Annotated in this window: 14 protein-coding genes and 2 tRNA genes; 10 read left to right on the top strand and 6 right to left on the bottom strand. The window is 64.8% G+C overall.

Going from position 1 to position 16,834, the window contains the following annotated elements; all coding sequences use genetic code 11:
• Nucleotides 1–227: 227 nt before the first annotated feature.
• Nucleotides 228–303: transfer RNA gene (locus GCN74_RS12430), tRNA-Phe, on the bottom strand.
• A gap of 117 nt (nt 304–420) precedes the next feature.
• On the opposite strand from GCN74_RS12430, the gene GCN74_RS12425 reads away from it, so the two are divergent.
• Nucleotides 421–1,191: a hypothetical protein gene (locus tag GCN74_RS12425; protein WP_152256971.1), complete on the top strand. Its 771-nt coding sequence runs from the start codon at nt 421–423 to the stop codon at nt 1,189–1,191.
• Nucleotides 1,192–1,236: 45 nt separating this feature from the next.
• Here GCN74_RS12425 and GCN74_RS12420 read toward each other — a convergent pair whose 3' ends face one another.
• The gene (locus GCN74_RS12420; protein ID WP_152256970.1) at nt 1,237–1,674 is read right to left on the bottom strand and encodes a hypothetical protein; all 438 of its coding nucleotides are present in this window, start codon (nt 1,672–1,674) and stop codon (nt 1,237–1,239) included.
• A gap of 208 nt (nt 1,675–1,882) precedes the next feature.
• Here GCN74_RS12420 and GCN74_RS12415 point away from each other — a divergent pair, with 208 nt between their 5' ends.
• The gene (locus GCN74_RS12415; protein WP_152256969.1) at nt 1,883–2,878 is read left to right on the top strand and encodes a cytochrome-c peroxidase; all 996 of its coding nucleotides are present in this window, start codon (nt 1,883–1,885) and stop codon (nt 2,876–2,878) included.
• 79 nt (nt 2,879–2,957) lie between these two features.
• Here GCN74_RS12415 and GCN74_RS12410 read toward each other — a convergent pair whose 3' ends face one another.
• From GCN74_RS12410 to GCN74_RS12400, 3 genes are all read right to left on the bottom strand, one after another.
• Nucleotides 2,958–5,360 carry a S9 family peptidase gene (locus GCN74_RS12410; protein ID WP_152256968.1) on the bottom strand — a complete coding sequence of 801 codons (2,403 nt, stop codon included), beginning with the start codon at nt 5,358–5,360 and terminating at the stop codon, nt 2,958–2,960.
• Between the two features lie 91 nt (nt 5,361–5,451).
• On the bottom strand, nt 5,452–7,746 hold the full coding sequence (locus tag GCN74_RS12405; protein WP_152256967.1) for a putative bifunctional diguanylate cyclase/phosphodiesterase: 2,295 nt from the start codon (nt 7,744–7,746) through the stop codon (nt 5,452–5,454).
• Between the two features lie 179 nt (nt 7,747–7,925).
• Entirely contained in the window at nt 7,926–8,231 is a 306-nt protein-coding gene (locus tag GCN74_RS12400; protein ID WP_152256966.1) for a PsiF family protein, read from the bottom strand.
• A 266-nt stretch (nt 8,232–8,497) separates the two neighbouring features.
• Between GCN74_RS12400 and GCN74_RS12395 the strand changes: the two genes are divergently transcribed.
• Nucleotides 8,498–9,037, top strand: coding sequence for a DUF2058 domain-containing protein (locus GCN74_RS12395; protein WP_086140463.1), 540 nt, complete (start codon nt 8,498–8,500; stop codon nt 9,035–9,037).
• 141 nt (nt 9,038–9,178) lie between these two features.
• Here GCN74_RS12395 and GCN74_RS12390 read toward each other — a convergent pair.
• Nucleotides 9,179–9,254, bottom strand: a tRNA-Phe gene (locus tag GCN74_RS12390).
• A 187-nt stretch (nt 9,255–9,441) separates the two neighbouring features.
• Between GCN74_RS12390 and dkgB the strand changes: the two genes are divergently transcribed.
• The 7 genes from dkgB (at nt 9,442) to GCN74_RS12355 (ending at nt 16,830) form a co-directional block, all read left to right on the top strand.
• Entirely contained in the window at nt 9,442–10,266 is an 825-nt protein-coding gene (dkgB, locus tag GCN74_RS12385) for a 2,5-didehydrogluconate reductase DkgB (RefSeq protein WP_152256965.1), read from the top strand.
• A gap of 1 nt (nt 10,267) precedes the next feature.
• On the top strand, nt 10,268–11,197 hold the full coding sequence (locus tag GCN74_RS12380) for an LLM class oxidoreductase (protein WP_152256964.1): 930 nt from the start codon (nt 10,268–10,270) through the stop codon (nt 11,195–11,197).
• Nucleotides 11,198–11,263: 66 nt separating this feature from the next.
• On the top strand, nt 11,264–12,496 hold the full coding sequence (locus GCN74_RS12375) for an FAD-dependent monooxygenase (protein ID WP_193317058.1): 1,233 nt from the start codon (nt 11,264–11,266) through the stop codon (nt 12,494–12,496).
• A gap of 159 nt (nt 12,497–12,655) precedes the next feature.
• Complete coding sequence (locus GCN74_RS12370; RefSeq protein ID WP_193317057.1) at nt 12,656–13,372, top strand: DsbC family protein; 717 nt, start codon at nt 12,656–12,658, stop codon at nt 13,370–13,372.
• 132 nt (nt 13,373–13,504) lie between these two features.
• The gene (locus tag GCN74_RS12365; RefSeq protein ID WP_077399302.1) at nt 13,505–13,963 is read left to right on the top strand and encodes a (2Fe-2S)-binding protein; all 459 of its coding nucleotides are present in this window, start codon (nt 13,505–13,507) and stop codon (nt 13,961–13,963) included.
• Between the two features lie 10 nt (nt 13,964–13,973).
• A complete protein-coding gene (locus GCN74_RS12360) occupies nt 13,974–16,238 on the top strand; it encodes a xanthine dehydrogenase family protein molybdopterin-binding subunit (protein WP_152256962.1) in 2,265 nt (754 codons plus the stop codon).
• Nucleotides 16,239–16,251: 13 nt separating this feature from the next.
• On the top strand, nt 16,252–16,830 hold the full coding sequence (locus GCN74_RS12355) for an NTP transferase domain-containing protein (protein WP_152256961.1): 579 nt from the start codon (nt 16,252–16,254) through the stop codon (nt 16,828–16,830).
• The last annotated feature ends 4 nt before the right edge of the window (nt 16,831–16,834 follow it).

The raw sequence follows: 16,834 nt of genomic DNA, 5'->3' as shown, positions 1-16,834 counted from the left end.
CGCAGGAATATCATGCGCAGGTGCCGTGGCTGCGGGCTTGCAAGCGGCCAGCAGCAGTGTCATTCCAGTTATGATTGCGGCGAGTTTTGTCATCATGCGCACCATCCAGGGGGAGGGGCATTTTCGCACAAGGGATTCAGCGGCGACAGAAAAAAGTCGCGCGTATGGTGTTGCGGCGGTGCCGGACAAAAGAAAACGCCACCCGAAGGTGGCGTTTTTTCTATTCTTGGTGGCCCGGGGCGGAATCGAACCACCGACACAAGGATTTTCAATCCTCTGCTCTACCGACTGAGCTACCAGGCCAAGGCGGCGAATTATAGCAGAAAGAGATTCCACCTGACCAGAGGAAGCTGTGTTCAAATGCAACAGATGGCCAAAACATGGTGTTTTGGCATTCATATGCGACATGGGGATACGGCGATGCAAGGACGTGATGGCGTGCAGTGGCTGGCGGTGGCCGGCTTGTTCAGTATGGTGTGCGGAACGGCGCGGGCCGATGGTCTGGCCGATTTGAATGCGGCGCTGGCGCGCTTGCAGGGGCTTTCGCCCGTCAAGGCCCAGGTGGAATCGAAAAGCTGGCGCAAGGAGGGTGAGGGCAAGGAGGCGGAAGAGGATAGCGGCCAGGCCACGGTGGCTGTCGAGAGCGGGCCGGCGGGCTTGCAAGTTCTCTACGGCAAGGATTTGCTGGCAAAAGTGGACGCCGAGCAGCGTGCCAAGGTAAAAGACCCGAAGGTCAAGACGCCGATCGGCTTTGCGCTGGGGGAAATGAAGGCGACGGAATTGCGGGCCATGGTGTCGGCGGCAGGCGCCCTGTCGCGCGAAATCGATGAAGCCGTGTTCAGCAGCGAGAAGGCCGACAGCTACAAGGGCAAGCCGGCGCGCCTGCTCAGTTTTACCTTGTCGCTCGACAAGGTGCCGGAAAAGGACCGCAAATATGTGAAGAAGTTCGACGGCGGCATCGAGGTGTGGATCGCGGCCGACGGCACGCCGCTGGCCAGCCAGTTCCACATCGACGTCAGCGGGCGCGCCTTTGTCGTCGTCAGCTTTACGCAAAAGACGGACGAGACGCGCCAGTATGGCGTGCAAGGCGACCGTTTATTGTTGTTGCGCAAGGAGAGCCGGAACACCACCTCGGGCGCGGGCGAGAAAGTGGAAAGCAAGATCGTGAAGACCTTGCAATTGCAGCTTTGACTGAACCGTTGCAGCACCTCACAAGCCGCTGGAGCAGCGGCTTTTTTACATGGCCGAGCTGCCGCCCAGGCCGCTCTTTTGCAGCACGCAGCGTCCCGCCTGGCACGTGGCGCCCGGGTCCGTGACGATGGAGCAGGTGGACATCATGCCGTCCGCCTGCTGCTGCTTGCGGCTCGCCTCGGCGTGCGCCTGGACCAAGGCCTTGAGTTTCCTGCCGTCATTTTCCTTGCTGGACCAGGCCAGGTAGCGCTCGGGCCCGCCACAGGCCTTGGCGCCGATGGCGATGGTCTGGCATTGCTGGGTGGAATCGCAGGCAGCATTGCCCGCTTCCGCCTGGATTTGCGCCAGCAAGCCGGCATTGCCGGGGGCGGGCGGCGCATCTTGTGCGGGAGGGCTGCCGCAGGCACTGGCGGCCAGCAGCACGATGGCGGCGCAGGCGGCGCGCAGCAGCGGTAACAGGGTGGGGGAGGTTGGCGTGTGCATGCCCTCATCATGTGCCAAGCTTGCCCAAATGGCAAGCACGATTCGTAGGTTGGCCTATCCTTGATCCCGGTCATTTTCATTATCAACTCGTCAAAGTTAATATAAATCAACATCCAATCAGCGATGTACGGGTGGCAACCGGGCCGGCGTGCTGCATTCCCCCGCCGGCGCCTGCCGCCGATTCGGGAATGTTTCCAGGAGTTAGACCATGCGCCGCATCTTATCCCCCTTCCTCTTCCTCGCCAGCCTGACTTTCGGCAACGTGCTGCACGCCGCCGAAAGGGAGCCGATCCAGCCGATCACGGCCGCCAAGGTGGCCAATCCGGCGATGGTCGAGCTGGGCAAAAAACTGTTTTTCGACCCGCGCCTGTCGCGTTCCGGCTTTATTTCCTGCAATAGCTGCCATAACCTGAGCATGGGCGGCACCGATAACATCAAGACCTCGATCGGCCACAACTGGCAGCGCGGTCCCATCAACTCGCCCACGGTGCTCAACTCCAGCATGAACGTGGCGCAATTCTGGGATGGCCGCGCCAAGGACTTGCAGGAGCAGGCGGGAGGTCCCATCGCCAATCCCGGCGAGATGGCGTTCACGCATGAACTGGCCATCGACGTGCTGGCCTCGATTCCCGCCTACCGCGCGGAATTCAGGCAGGTGTTTGGCCAGGACAAGCTGAGCATCGAGCAAGTCACGCGCGCCATCGCCGCCTTCGAGGAAGTGCTGGTGACGCCCGGTTCCCGCTTCGACCAATGGCTGTCGGGCAAGAAAAGCGCGCTGACGAAAGACGAGCTGGCCGGTTACCAGCTGTTCAAGTCCAGCGGCTGCATCGCCTGTCATAACGGCCCCGCCGTGGGCGGCAACACCTTCCAGAAGATGGGCGTCGTCGAGCCGTACCAGACGGCGATGACGGCGGAGGGGCGTTCGGCCGTGACGGGCAAGGATGCGGACCGTTTCAGCTTCAAGGTGCCCACCCTGCGCAACGTGGAACTGACGTATCCCTACTTTCACGATGGCGAGGCGGCCACCCTGACGCAAGCCGTCGACGTGATGGGCCGGCTGCAGCTGGGCCGCACCTTTACGCCGGACGAGAACGCCAAGCTGGTGGCCTTCCTGAAGACCCTGACGGGCAAGCAGCCGCACATCGTGCTGCCGGTCCTGCCGCCATCGTCGGACACGACGCCGCGGCCCCTGCCGTTTGACTGAGCGGTTGTTTGGGGGCAGACCCCCAACACAGTTAACGCAAAGCTTGACGCTAGCGCAGGCGGGGGTCTGACCCCAGTTTTTACTTCAGCGTGCGCTGGAACAATTGATAAATGCGGCGGTACTCGTCATACCACGCTTCCGGCTGCACGAAGCCGTGGCGCTCCATCGGATAGCTGGCCATTTCCCAGTTATCCTTTTTCAGCTCGATCAGGCGCTGCGACAGGCGCACGGAATCCTGGTAAAACACGTTGTCGTCGATCATGCCGTGGGCGATCAGCAGGTTGCCCGTCAGCTTGTCCGCGTATTCGATCGGCGACGAGACTCGATACGCTTGCGGATCGACGTCCGGCGTGTTCAGGATGTTGGCCGTGTACTCGTGGTTATACGTCGTCCAGTCCGTCACGGGACGCAGCGCGGCGCCCGACTTGAAGACGTCCGGCGCGCGCATCAGGGCCATCAGGCTCATGAAGCCGCCGTAGCTGCCGCCGTAGATGCCCACGTTCCGGATGTCGCCCTGGTGCTGCTGTGCCAGCCAATTGGCGCCGTCGATGAAATCTTCCAGTTCCGGGTGGCCCATCTGGCGGTAGATGGCCGTGCGCCAGGCGCTGCCGTAACCGAGCGAGGCGCGGTAGTCGACGTCGAGCACGATGTAGCCTTGCTCCACCAGCAGGTTGTGGAACATCTGCTCGCGGAAATACACGGGGTAGCGTTCGGTCACGTTCTGCAGGTAGCCGGCGCCGTGGGCGAACATGACGATGGGATATTTCTTGCCCGCTTGCAGCTGGGCTGGACGGTACAGCTTGGCCCAGACGGGCGCCGCGCCATGCGTGGACGGCACTTGCACCAGTTGCGGCATGACCCAGTTGCGTGCCTTGAAGGCTTCGCTGCGCGTATCGGTCAGGAGATTGGCCTTGCCGCCCGAGACGGCAACCGTGGCCAGCTGGGCTGGCATATAGCTGGTCGAATAGCGCAGCAGCAGCTTGCCGCCATCGGGCGACAGGCCGAAGTTTTCCACGCCTTTCAGCTGCGTGATTTCGCGCGCGCCGCCGTCCTTGGCCGTGCTGGCGCACACTTCATACGTGCCCGGCGCCTGCGGATTGCACATGAAATACGCATGCTTGCCGTCGGGGCTCCATTCCACATTGCTCACTTCCCACTTGCCGCTGGTCAACGCGCGCGCGGGGGCCGCGCCCGTCTTCGCGTACAGGTGGGCGTAGCCGCTTTCCTCGGACAGATACCACAGGGTGGCGTTGTCGGGCAGCCAGCCGAATTCGTCGGCGCGGCGGTTGACCCAGGCCGCGTCGCTGACGCGGTGCACGGGCACGAGGGTGCCATTGGCCAGGTCGACATTGGCGATCCAGCGGTCCTTGTTGTCGATGGCGCGGATGCGCACGGCCACCTTGGAACCGTCGTCGGTCCAGGCGATGCCGTCGCGCTGGGCGTCGACGCGCACGGGACGGTTGCCTTTCAGCGGCGGCAGCTTCTGTTCGGCGCGCAGCGAGGCCAGCGGGTCGGCGGCGATGCCGGGCAGATTGTCGACAGCGATCTCGCGCACCTGGCCCGTGCGCAGGTCGGCCAGTTTCAGGCTTTGCGCGACGGGCATGTTGCGGCCCACGCGCGTGCGCTCGTCGTCCGCTTCCGGGTAGCCCGTTTCCGTGATGTAGCGGGCCAGCTTGCCCAGCTTGCCCTTCTCGGCGGCCTTGTCTTGCGTGACGAACAGCAGCCAGCGGCCGTCCGGCGACAGGGCGCTGCCCGAGATCGTGACTTTCTCGCCCAGGTAGATCGGCTCCGGCGCGCGCGTGCTGTCCAGGCGGCGCTCTTCGTGGCGGCGCTCGCGGCTCGTGTCGCGGTCTTCCTTCTGGCGCGCCAGGTTGACGATCAGGCGCAGCTGCAGTTCGCGCAGGGCGTCCGCTTCCGGCTTGGCGTCCGGGTCCTTGGCCGCGCGCAGCAGGGCGACGGGGGCGCTCAGGCGGTCAAGCCGGTTCCAGCTGAACCAGTCGGTGCCGCTGCGGTATTGCACGGCGCCGCCGTCGCTCGAGTATTGCGGGTCGCTGATGGCGGAGACGCCGCGCGTGATCTGCGTCAGGGCGCCGCTTTTCATGTCGCGCTCGAACAGGTCGCCGTTGCGCAGCAGGATGGCGCGCGTGCCGGCCCGGTTGACGACCATCTGCTGGCCATCGAGGTTGGCCAGTTGCGCGTCGTCGATTTTCTTGCCGCTATTGAGCCTGGCGTTCGCGCCGGCGACCTGGAACGTGTCGCGCAGGGGCGAGCCGAGGCGCTTCTGCTTGTAATACAGCTGGCCATTCCAGCCCCACCATGCCGCTTCGACTGGCGTGCCGATCCAGTCGGGATCGGCCATGGCCTGCTCCAGGGTGATGGGCGTGGGGGCGGTGGTGGAAGGGGCCGCATGGGTGGCGGGCAGGGCGGCGGCCAACAGGGTGAGCAGAAGGGGACGGGCCAACAGGGGAAGAACCAGACGCATCGGAGATCACTTTACAGGAAAGGCGGTGAAGGTGCAGGGCGACAAGGCCGGTATTCTAGCGGAGGAGTTTCGTGGGGGAAATGCCGTAAAGCTAATGCCGGCCGGCCAGCCAGGCCATGAAGTCGGGCAGGGGCATGGGCCGCGCATACAGATAGCCCTGCAAGCCGTCGCAATCGTGGGCGATCAGGAAGTCGGCCTGCTCCTGCGTTTCCACGCCTTCGGCCACCACGCGCAAGCCCAGGTGGCGCGCCATGGCCAGTATCGCTTGCACGATGGCCGTGTCGCGCGGCGTGTCGTCGATGAAGCGCTTGTCGATCTTCAGTTCGTACAGCGGCATCGAGGTCAGGTAGGCGAGGCTGGAATAGCCGGTGCCGAAATCGTCGATGGAAAAGCGGATGCCCAGGGCCGCCAGGTCGCGCATGCGCGCCAGCGAGGCGTCGCGCTGGTCGATCAGCAGGCCTTCCGTCAGTTCCAGGATCAGGGCGCCGGCCGGCGTGCCGTGTTCGGCCAGGGCCGCCTGCACGCGGGCGGCGAAGTCGGGCTGGCGGAACTGGGCCGGGCTGACGTTGGCCGAGACGGCGACGGGCGAGCCCGCCTGCGCCAGCAGGCTGGCGGCGCGGCACGCTTCGCGCAGGGCCCAGTGGCCCAGTCTGACGATCAGCCCCGATTCCTCGGCGATGGGAATGAACACGCCCGGCGCGATGTGCGTGCCGTCCGCCTGCGGCCAGCGCATCAGCATTTCGGCGCCCGACACCCGGCCGTTGCGGTCGACCTGGGGCTGCACGTGCATGCGCAGTTCGCCCGTGTCGAGGGCGCGCGCCAGCGCCCGTTCCAGGGTCAGGCGGCGTTCCACGCCCGCCTGCATGGCCGCTTCAAAGAAGGCGATGCCGTTGCGTCCCTCCGCCTTGGCGCGGTACATGGCGATGTCCGCCTCGCGCAGCAGGTCGTGCGCCTGCTGGCCTTCTTTCGGCAGCAGGGTCACGCCGATGCTGGCGCTGCAATGATACGACTGCGCGCCGATCTCGAAGTCGCGCGCGATGGCGGCGCGGATCTTTTCGGCCACCAGGGCCGCCGCATGGGCGGCGCCGTGCAGGTCCTCGGCCAGGTGGGCCAGCAGCACGACGAATTCGTCGCCGCCCAGGCGCGCCACCGTGTCGGCCTTGCGCATCAGCAGTGCCAGCCGTTCGCCGGCCAGGCGCAGCAGCGCGTCGCCGGTGGCGTGGCCGCGCGCGTCGTTGATGTGCTTGAAGTGGTCGAGGTCGATGAACATCAGCGCGCTGATCTGCTGGTTGCGCGGGGCGGCGGCCAGCAGGTGGGCGATGCGGTCCATCAGCAGGCGCCGGTTGGGCAAGCCCGTCAGCACGTCATAGAAGGCCAGGCGGTGGATGGCCGCCTCCGATTTCTTGCGCTCGTCGATTTCGCGCTCGACGGCCACCCAGTGCGTCTGCCTGCCGTCCGCATCCGTAAACGGCACCAGTTCCGCTTCCACCCAGTAGGCCTTGCCGGCCTTGTTGTAGTTCAGCAGTTCCGCCCGGGCCGGCTGGGCGCTGGCCAGGGCGGCGGCGATGCGCGCCAGTTCGCCCGCATCGGTGGCGGGGCCCTGCTGGAACAGCAGGCTGCGGCCCAGCACCTCGGCGCGCGCATAGCCGCTGCTGCGCTCGAAGGCGTCGTTGACGAAGATGATGCGCGTGGCCGGCACCGCACCGGGACTGGGCGGTGCGGCGGCCACTTCGGCGATCATCACCATGTCGTTCAGGCGGGCGACGGCCGTGGCCGTCAAGCGCAGCTCCGCATTGAGCGCCGACAGGACGACGCTGCTGTGTTCCAGCGACAGCGCGCTGGCCTGCAGACGGTCCAGCGCGTGCTCCAGGTGGCGCAGCAGGAAGGCGCAGGACAGGGTCAGGACGGCGGCGATGAACAGGTAGTTCAAGGCGATGATCAGCGCGCGCAGCACGGGCGAGTCGGGCACGCCGTGCATGTGCAGGGCCACGTCGGGATGCAGGCCCAGCACGAACAGGGTCAGCGAGGTCAGTGCCAGGCCCCACAGGGCTGGTTGCATGCCCAGCAGCAATGCGGCCAGCACGGGGATGGCCATCATGTAGATCTGGCTGATGGGGCCGATTTTCAGCAGCAGGCCGACGCCGACGATGAAGGCGATCAACAGGAATTGCGCCACCCGCCAGCGGTAGGGCGTTGTCCGCCAGTGCCAGATGGCGGCGATCCAGGCGATGGCCAGCACGTCGAGGATGACTATGGACCAGATAGCTTCGCGCGCGGCCAGCAGGGCGCTGGGAATGGCCGTGACGATGCCCAGCACCAGCACCGCCTGGAGCAGGCGCGCAAAAATCTGGCCGCGCCAGTGCGCGAGATCGTTCGACGCCGCCACGCTGCCGTCCTTTCACCAGGGAACTGTGTTGCCGAGCTGAACAGTAAGGAAAAATATTACGCGTTATCGTTCAACGTGTCATCTTGATCATTCGGCATGATTGCCCGGCCTGGCTTCCTGCCATGGGCGAAAAAAAACGCCAGCTCCAGGGCTGGCGTTGCAGGCGGTGCGTGCGGCGCTTATTTTTTCGGTGCGCTCAGGCATTCCTTCATGAAGGCCTTGCGGGCATCGCCCTTCATGTCCTTGGCATCGGCATTGCAGGTTTTCATCTTGTTTTGCTGCGTCATGGCCGGTGCCGGCTTGGCGCTCAGGCATTCCTTCATGAAGGCCTTGCGCTCATCGCCTTTCTTGCCGGCGGCATCGGCATTGCAGGTGGTCATTTTCGACTGTTGCGCCGTCTTGGCGGCAGGGGCCGCTTCCGGTGCGGCGGCAAAGGCGGTGCTGGCAAACGCGGCAGCGATGCAGAGGGCGATTAATTGTTTCATGGCAAATCCTTGTAGACGCAGGCGATGGAAGGGACATGCAATCGGCAACGCATTGCCGATATGCAGAACGTAACTAACTATATGACATTTATCAACAAGATTTCCAATCGAGTGTGTCTTTTTGTTACTGCCACGCGTACAGCGGCCAGCGGCGGGCCCGGGCAGGCATGCAGCCGGCGGCAGCGGCCCTGTTTTTTGCTATGCTAGCGTCTTTCCACCGGCCGATGCCGCTGCCTTGGCCGGCGCACCCTCAATACGGAGTAGTTATGGTCTCGTTGCAAGAGCAGTTTTTAAAGGCCGGCCTGGTCGACAAGAAAAAGGTCAAACTGGCCAACCAGGACAAGAGCAAGCAAAAGAAGGACGAGCGCAAGAGCGGCACGCAGAGTGTCGACGAGGTGCGCCTGGCCGCGCTCGAGACCCAGCGCAAGAACGCCGAGCGCGCGCGTGAACTGAACGCCCAGCGCGACGCGGCCGCAAACCAGAAGGCCATCGTGGCGCAGATCGCGCAAATGGTGCAAAAGAACCGCCAGAGCAAGGGCAACAACGGCGACGTGCCGTACAACTTCACGTTCAACAACAAGATCGAGCGCATCTACGTGACGTCCGCCGTGCAGGCCCACCTGGTGGCGGGCCGCCTGGTGATCGTCTGCCTGGGCGGCGCCGTGGAACTGGTGCCGCGCATCATCGCCGACAAGATCGCCGAACGCGACCCCGCCATCGTCGTGCGCGTCAAGCAGGCCAGCACCGAAGTGGACGAGGACGATCCATACGCGGCGTTCCAGATTCCCGATGATTTGATGTGGTAAGAGGGGGATTGCCCGGCGCCAGGTGCGCCGGATGATGGTAGCGAGCGGGCCGGAAACGGCCCGTTTTTGTGTGCTGCACAAACGGCGCCACAAACAAAAACGCCACCCGAAGGTGGCGTTTTTGAACGTAAAACATATTCTTGGTGGCCCGGGGCGGAATCGAACCACCGACACAAGGATTTTCAATCCTCTGCTCTACCGACTGAGCTACCAGGCCAAGGTGGCGAATTATAGCAGACCAAAACGGGAATGCAAGAGTCTGCCGCGAATTTTCCCCGATTTCCTGCCGGCTCATTACATTACTTGCTTGTGGATCAAATATGATTTGATGTAAACGGTATTTTTCTCAACAAAAGATGGGCGCATAGTGTGGCCATCGTTACTGACTTGAGAGGACTCACCGCATGAATACCACTACCCAACATACCGCCATCCCTGAAATCGGCCTGGGCACCTTCCGCCTGCAGGGTCAGGTCGTCATCGACTCCGTCACCACGGGCCTGGACGTGGGCTACCGCCATATCGACACGGCGCAAATCTACGGCAATGAAGCCGAGGTGGGCCAGGCGATCGCCGCCAGCCCCGTCCCGCGCGATGCACTGTTCGTCACCACCAAGATCTGGATCGAGAGCCTGCAGCGCGACAAACTGATTCCCAGCCTGAAAGACAGCCTGCACAAGCTGCAGCTGGAACAACTGGACCTGACCCTGATTCACTGGCCGTCGCCGCAGGACGCCATTCCCGTCGCCGAATACATGGCGGCGCTGGCGGAGGCCAAGGCGCAGGGGCTGACCAGGGCCATCGGCGTGTCGAATTTCACCAACGCGCAGCTGCAGCAAGCGATCGATACGGTGGGGGCGTCTGAAATCGCCACGCAGCAGGTCGAGATCCACCCCTTCCTGCAGAACCGCAAGGTGATCGATTTCGCACGCAGCCAGGGCATCCACATCACGGCCTACATGCCGCTCGCGTATGGCAAGGTGGTTGCCAATCCTGTCATCGCGGCCATCGCCGCCAGGCACGGCGTGACGCCCGCGCAAGTGGCGCTCAGCTGGTCGCTGCAGCAGGGCTTTGCCGTGATTCCCTCGTCGACCAAACGCGCCAACCTGGAAGCGAACCTGCATTTCCAGCGCATCATCCTGTCGCCGGACGAGATGGCGCAGATGGCCACGCTGGAGCGGGGCGAGCGCCTGGCCAACCCGGACGGCCTGGCGCCGCAGTGGGACTGATATGGGCGCCATGACCAAGCTTGGACAGGGCGGTTTCAGCATCGGCCTGGAGCTGCCGCTCGATAATGACTGGACGTCCACGGGGCGCCAGGCGAATGCGGCATCGGTCCGCGTGCCGGGCGAACCGGATCTGCGTCAGCATGCGGAACTGGCAAAACTGGCCGACCGCCTGGGCTTTCGGGCGCTGTGGCTGCGCGACGTGCCTTTGTATGATCCGTCGTTCGGCGACGCGGCCCAGGTCTTCGAGGTATTTACCTATCTCGGTTACCTGGCCGGCATCACGGAGAACATCTTGCTGGGCACGGCCGCCGTGGTGCTGCCCCTGCGCGAGCCCGTCTTGACCCTGAAGGCGGCAGCCAGCGTCGACCAGCTGAGCGGCGGGCGTCTGCTGCTGGGCGTGGCCAGCGGCGACCGGCCCGTCGAGTATCCCGTGTTCGGCCGCGATTTCGACCAGCGCGGCGCCGCCTTCCGCGAGCAGGTGGCCATGCTGCGCGACTGGGGCGAGACGCGCCTGCCGTCCGGCGTCCGCCTGCTGCCCAAGCCGGCCGCGCCCTTGCCCTTGCTGGTGGCGGGGCTGGCGCAGCAGTCGCCCGCGTGGATCGCCGCGCAGATGGATGGCTGGCTCGCCTATCCGGGCACGCCGGACGACCATGCGCGGCGTGCGGCGCAATGGCGCGCCGTCGCCGGGGAAGACAAACCCTACGTCAGCTTCATCCACCTGGACCTGGACGATGACCCGAGTCTGCCGCTGCAGCGCTTCCGCTTTGGCGCACGCACGGGGCGCGACGGCCTGATCGCCGAGCTGACGGCCATGCGCGACGCCGGCGTGCAGCACATCGGCCTGCAGCTGCGGCAGAACCGCCGCCCGCTGGCCGAGACGATGCAGGAGATCGCGGACCACGTGCTGCCCGTATTTCATGGCGCCGCTTGATCTGGGGCATGCGTCCTGTACTTCCGGACTATCTGAAACAGGTGGGGCAAACGCTATAATGGCCCCATGAACAGTCCCTCTTCCCCCACCATGCGGCGCTTCATGCATAGCCACAGCGACGTTTGCATCGTCGGCAATGGCGCCATCGCGAAAACCACGGCGCTGGCGTTTGCCCAGGCAGGACAAAGCGTCACCCTGTTATCCCCGGTGAGTCCGCCCGCATCCGCCAGCAAGCCGGTCGAGCCCAGCTGGGATGTGCGCGTGTACGCGCTCAATCACACGGCGCACCAGCTGCTGTCGTCGCTGAAGGTATGGGGCGCCCTGGAAGCCGACAGGGTGGCGCCCGTCGACGCCATGCTGGTCAACGGCGACGGCGCGCAGGCGGGCGGGCTTGGTTTCGACGCCTATGGCGCCCATGTGGGCACCCTGGCGTGGATCGTCGAAGACCGCAACCTGGGCCAGGCGCTGGACGCCGCCCTGAAATTTGCGCCGAACGTCAACGTGGTGCAGGGCCGCGCCAGCCGCCTCGAATGGACGAACGACTCGGCCATCGTGCATCTCGATGGCGGCGACACCATCACTTGCGCATTGGTAGTGGGCGCGGACGGCGCCCAGTCGTGGGTGCGGGGCCAGTGCGACATCGGCCTCGATTACCGCTCCTACGGCCAGCGCGGCGTGGTCAGCAACTTCGCCTGCGAAAGGCCGCACCATGGCGCGGCCCACCAGTGGTTCACGGGCAGCGAAGGCATCGTCGCGCTGCTGCCGCTGCCGGGCGAGCGCGTTTCGCTGGTCTGGTCGGCGCCCGATGCGCTGGCCGACACCTTGATGGCCGAACCGGCCGACGCCCTGGCCGCGCGCCTGGCCGCCTACTGCCACGACAAGCTGGGCAAGCTGACGCCATTGCAGCCGGAACTGGTGCGCGCGTTTCCGCTGACCTTGATGCGCCCGCACGCCATGGTGGCGCCGCGCGTGGCCCTGGTGGGCGACGCCGCCCACGTGGTGCACCCGATGGCGGGACACGGCATGAACCTGGGTTTTGCCGACGTGGCGCAGCTGGTCAAGACCATCGCCGGGCGCGAGGCGCACCGCGGCATCGGCGACGAGCGCGTGCTGGCCCGCTATGCGCGCGCGCGCAAGGAAGACGTGCTGCTGATGCAGCTGGCCACCGATGGCCTGGCGCGTTTGTTCGGCGCCGATCTGGAGCCGTTGCGCGTGGTTCGCAATTTGGGATTAAACTTGCTGGATAAATTACCGGCCCTGAAGCGGAAAATGATTTCGCACGCACTGGGAAATCAGTAGATATCAGTGAATCTTAAGATATCGCCGGATAATGGCAGCAGTGAAAATTCAAGGTCGCCGCAGCTGGTCTGCGGCGATCGTTTTGTCAAATAGGTAACGGCGCCGGGTCAGATGCCAGTTCCGCCAGGCGTTTCAAGTGGAGAAGTGATAGTGATAAAAATGAGCAGAGTCGCATTGGTACTGGCCTCGGGCCTGATGATGTCGTGCGCCGGCGCAGAAACGCCGACGGAAGCGGGCATCAAGAAGCTGATCGAGCCGCGCCTGGGCGAAGGCGCCAAGGTCGATTCGGTCAAGGAAACCCCGTACGGCGGCCTGTACGAAGTGCGCACGGGTGGCGACATCCTGTACACGGACAAAACCGCGCAATACCTGTTCGTCGGCCACGTCTTCGACGCCAAGACGTCGCAGGACCTGACCAAGGTGCGCCTGGACGAAGTCAATCGCATCAAGTTCTCCGACCTGCCGCTCGATTCGGCCATGAAATCCGTCAAGGGCAATGGCAAGCGCGTGATCGCCGTGTTCGAAGATCCGAACTGCGGCTACTGCAAGCGTTTCCGCCAGAATGCGCTGAAGGAAATCGACAACGTCACCGTCTACACCTTCATGTACAACATCCTGTCGCCGGACTCCATCGTCAAGTCGCGCAATGTGTGGTGCGCGCCGGACCGCAACAAGGCCTGGGACGACTGGATGTTGAACGGCAAGGCGCCGGCGACGGTGGCCGCCAATTGCGCCAACCCGCATGAAAAAATCCTGGCCCTGGGCCAGCAGCTGCGCGTGTCGGGCACGCCAGCCATCTTCTTTGCCGACGGCAGCCGCATTCCGGGCGCAGTCGATGCGAAAACGCTGGAACAGAAATTCTCGACCATTAAGTAATCCGGGCAGTCGCCAGGAAGGCTGGACGGCGCGCCCTCGCAAGGCGCGCTTTTTTTTGCACTTTTTTCCGCTGTCGTATCATCAAGTGTTGTTTGTAGACGCCATAACAATTCCAAAAAGGAGAAGCAGCAGATGATTACCCTGAATATCAACGGACGCGACACGCAGGTCGATGCCGATCCTTCCACGCCCATCCTGTGGGCGCTGCGCGATAACCTGAACATGACGGGCACCAAATTCGGCTGCGGCATGGCCCTGTGCGGCGCCTGCACGGTGCACCTCGACGGCCAGGCCATCCGCTCGTGCATCACGCCGATTTCCTCCGTCGGCGCGCAAAAGATCACCACCATCGAAGCGATGGAAAACGACCAGGTGGGCAAGGCCGTGCAGGCGGCGTGGGTGCAGCACGACGTGCCGCAATGCGGCTACTGTCAAAGCGGCCAGGTGATGAGCGCCACGGCGCTGCTGCGCACCAACAAGGCGCCCAGCGATGCCGACATCGACGGCGCCATGAGCGGCAATATCTGCCGCTGCGGCACCTATCAACGGATCCGCGCCGCCATCAAGGACGCGGCCAAGACCCTGGCCTGAGGAGAGCGACATGCGTATCGAATGGTTGAATCAGGAAGCATTGCAGCATGGCGGGGTGACCCTGGGCGCGGCGCTGGCATCGGCTTCGCCGGGCGTGGCCGACGGCGTCTCGCGGCGCGGTTTCATGAAGGCGGGCGCGGTGGCCGGCGGCGGCCTGATGCTGGGCTTTTTCCTGCCGGGCGCCGGCAAGCTGGCCATGGCAGCCGATAGCGCCCCCGCCAAGCCCGTGTATGCGCCAAACGCCTTCTTGCACATCGCCCCCGATAACACGGTGACGGTGCAGGTGAACCGGCTGGAATTCGGCCAGGGCGTGCAAACGAGCCTGCCCATGCTGATCGCCGAGGAGCTCGACGCCGACTGGAGCATGGTGCACGGCGCGCTGGCGCCGGCCGGCGAACAGTACAAGGATGCTGCCTACGGCATGCAGATGACGGGCGGTTCGGGCAGCATCGCCCATTCGTTTGCGCAGTACCGCGAAATCGGCGCCAAGGCGCGCGCCATGCTGGTGGGCGCCGCCGCCGCGCAGTGGAAAGTCAGTCCCGAACAGGTGCGCGCCGCCAAGGGCGTGCTGTATGGCCCCGGCGGACAGAAGGCGACGTATGGCGAATTTGCCGATGCGGCCATGCGCCAGCCGGTCCCCGCCACCGTCAAGCTGAAGGACCCGCGCGACTTTGCCCTCATCGGCAAGCCCGTGAAACGCCTGGACGCGGCAGCCAAGTCCACCGGCAAGCAGCAGTTCGGCATCGACTTCAAGCCGCCTGGCGCGAAAGTGGCCATGGTGGCGCGCCCGCCCGTGTTTGGCGCGAAGGTGGCGAAGTTCGACGCCAGCAAGGCGAAAGCCGTCAAGGGCGTACTCGAGGTGCTGGAAGTGAAGACCGACCGTGGCGGCAGCGGCGTGGCCGTCATCGCCGACGGCTACTGGCCCGCGAAGCAGGGACGCGACGCGCTGGTGATCGAGTGGGACAGCAGCGCCGTGGAAAAGGTCAGCAGCGACAAGCAGCTGGCCGCCTTCAAGGCGCTGGCCAAAACGCCGGGCACGGTGGCGCGCGCATTCGATGTCTCGGGATTGTCCCGGGCGCCGAAGAAAATCGAAGCCGTCTACGAATTTCCTTACCTGGCGCATGCGCCGATGGAGCCGCTCAATTGCGTGGTCGACCTGCAGGCCGACAAATGCACGATGTGGGTCGGTTCGCAATTCCAGACGGGCGACCAGGCGGCCATCGCTGCCACGTCCGGCCTGAAACCCGAGCAGGTGACCCTGCACACGATGATGGCGGGCGGCGGCTTCGGCCGGCGCGCCGTGCCCTCGTCCGACTACGTGGTCGAAGCCGTCAACGTCGCCAAGGCCTGGCGGGCGGCGGGCAAGAGCGGCCCATTAAAGCTGATGTGGAGCCGCGAGGACGACATCAAGGGCGGCTACTACCGGCCGTCGCATGTGCACCTTGCGCAGATCGGCCTGGACGCCAAAGGGAAGATCCTCGCCTGGGACCATACCATCGTGGGCCAGTCCATCATGGCCGGCACGCCGTTCGAAGCCTTCATGGTGAAAAATGGCGTCGACGGCACCATGGTCGAAGGCATGGGCGAACCGTACACCTTGCCGATGAAGCTGTCCGTGCACACGGCCAAGGCGAACGTGCCGGTGCTGTGGTGGCGTTCCGTCGGCTCGACGCATACGGCCTTTGTCATGGAAACCCTGATCGACGAAGCGGCGCACGTGGCGAAGATGGACCCCGTCGCCTACCGCAAGCAGCTGATCGACGCCAAGCACACGCGCCACATCGCCGCGCTGGACCTGGCCGTGGCCAAGTCCGGCTATGGCAGGAAGAAGCTGCCGAAAGGGCAGGCCTGGGGCGTGGCCATGCATGAATCGTTCAATTCCGTGGTCGCCTACGTGGTGACGGCTTCGGTGGTGCAAGGCGCGCCCAAGCTGCACCAGGTGTGGGCGGGCGTGCATTGCAACCTGGCCGTCAACCCGCTGACGATCGAGGCGCAAGTGCAGGGCGCCGCGCTGATGGCGCTGGGCATGACGATTCCCGGCGCCGCCATCACGCTCAAGGATGGCGTGGTGGAGCAGCAGAACTTCGGCGACTATCCCGTGCCGCGCATGCCCGACATGCCGGTGATCGAGGTGCACCTGGTGCCCTCGGGCGATGCGCCGACGGGCATGGGCGAGCCGGGCGTGCCGCCATTGGCGCCCGCGTTTGCCAACGCGCTGTTCGCGCTGACGGGCAAGCGCCTGCGCAAGCTGCCGTTCGACCTGGCGGCTGCATGACGGCAGCGGTCTTTTGAGCACGGTCGGCATCTTGCTGGCAGCCGGAAGGGGACGCAGGTTCGACCCTTCCGGCGTGCAGAACAAATTATTGCAGCCGTTGACGGAAGGCCCGCACGCGGGCTTGCCGGTGGCGGCGGCGGCCGCCACGCACATGCTGGCCGCCTTGCCGCGCGTGCTGGCCGTGGTGCGCGCCGACGACACGCAGGTGGCGCGCGTGCTCGGCGCGCTGGGCTGCGAAGTACGCGTCTGCCATGATGCCGACACGGGCATGGCTGCCTCGCTCACCTGCGCCATCGATTACGTGCGCGGCGCGCCGGGCTGGCTGATCGCGCTGGGCGACATGCCTTGGGTGGAAGCGGCTACAATCGCCGCCTTGTCGCAAGCCATCGGCGATGGCGCGCGCATCGCCGTGCCCGTGTTCCAGGGCCGGCGCGGCAATCCGGTCGCGTTCAGCTCCTTTCACTTGCCGCTGCTGCTGGCGCTCGATGGCGACCAGGGCGCGCGCAGCATCGTCAACAGCCATGCCGTATGCGACGTGACAGTGGACGACAGCGGCATCTTGCGCGATATTGATACACCTGACGATTTGTAAGGCG

This window comes from Janthinobacterium sp. FT14W, from assembly GCF_009208755.1.
Lineage (GTDB): Bacteria > Pseudomonadota > Gammaproteobacteria > Burkholderiales > Burkholderiaceae_D > Janthinobacterium > Janthinobacterium violaceinigrum.
Note: the sequence above shows the minus strand (reverse complement) of the source record. Positions and strands in the feature narration are given on the sequence as shown.